Below are 1076 nucleotides of genomic sequence, written 5' to 3' on the forward strand. Positions count from 1 at the left end.
GGCTCTTCAGAGTTGAGTGTGGGCGCGCCGGTGATGGGGGGTAGCTGGGGATAGACGTCGAGGTCCTTGATGATGAGCGGACTTCTACGCCCGCTGATCTCAAGGACCTCGACGATGCCCGACCATCGTTGTGCATGCCCTGACGCGCTCGATCGCTGCGACCGGTGTGACTTCCTTCTGGACTTCCCGGGCCTTCATCTGGTGGCCGTCTCGAAGGCCCGGGCGGGACTGGTGCTCGAGGTGGAGTCCTGCGATCCAGTGGCCGGATGCCCCGGTTGCGGGGTTATCGCCACCGGTGACGGTCGGGTGGTGGTCGAGGTGATCGATGCTCCGTGGGCGGGCCGTCCGGTGCGGATCCGGTGGCGCAAGCGTCGCTGGATCTGTCTCGAGGGCGTCTGCGCGGTGACGACCTTCGTCGAGCAATCCGCAGGTCTGCGCTCCACGGGGCCTGCTAAGCAGGCGCGCTGTCCGCTGGGCGATCGGCCGGCTCCGGCGCGAGGGGGCGACGATCCAGGGCCTGGCCCGCCAGCTCGGCACGACGTGGAACACGTTCTGGTCCCAGGTTCGACCGGTCCTGATCGAGGCCGCGAACGACCCTTCCCGGTTCGAGGACGTGCAGGTCCTGGGCGTGGACGAACATGTCTGGCATCACCGGGACCCGCGCCGGCGCGGACCGAAGGAGCTCACCGGGATGGTCGATCTGGCTCGAGGATCCCACCCCACTGCCAGGCTCCTTGACCTCGTCCCCGGCCGATCCGGCAAGGCCTACCGAGACTGGCTCGACGAGCGCGGCGATGAGTTCCGCAAGCGGGTCGAGATCGCAACGCTGGACCTGTTCCAGGGATACAAGAACGCGATCGATGACCAGCTCGAGGACGCCACCTGCGTGCTGGACGCGTTCCATATCGTCAAGCTCGCCGGTGCGGCCGTCGATGACGTCCGCCGCCGGATCCAGCAGGAGACCCTCGGCCACCGAGGCCGCAAGGGCGACCCTCTCTACGGCATCCGCCATGTTCTCCGCGCCGGGAGGCAGCGCCTCTCGCCGCGCCAGCAGACCCGGCTGGCCAGCGCATTGG

2 protein-coding genes are annotated in these 1076 nt (G+C 68.2%); both read left to right on the forward strand.

The window, feature by feature from the left end; translation table 11 throughout:
* The first annotated feature begins 114 nt into the window (after window positions 1-114).
* Entirely contained in the window at window positions 115-738 is a 624-nt protein-coding gene (locus tag HMPREF0058_RS13290; protein WP_248597032.1) for a transposase family protein, read from the forward strand.
* Window positions 629-1076 (forward strand): transposase (locus tag HMPREF0058_RS13295; RefSeq protein ID WP_248597033.1); only part of this gene is annotated, 448 nt, incomplete at its 3' end. The genes HMPREF0058_RS13290 and HMPREF0058_RS13295, both read left to right, overlap by 110 nt.

Source organism: Actinomyces urogenitalis DSM 15434, from assembly GCF_000159035.1.
In the GTDB taxonomy this organism is placed as follows: domain Bacteria; phylum Actinomycetota; class Actinomycetes; order Actinomycetales; family Actinomycetaceae; genus Actinomyces; species Actinomyces urogenitalis.

Bases quoted from the DNA above. Each gene is read 5' to 3' on its own strand.
- HMPREF0058_RS13290 (WP_248597032.1), top strand. From the start codon at position 115: ATGCCCGACCATCGTTGTGCATGCCCTGACGCGCTCGATCGCTGCGAC.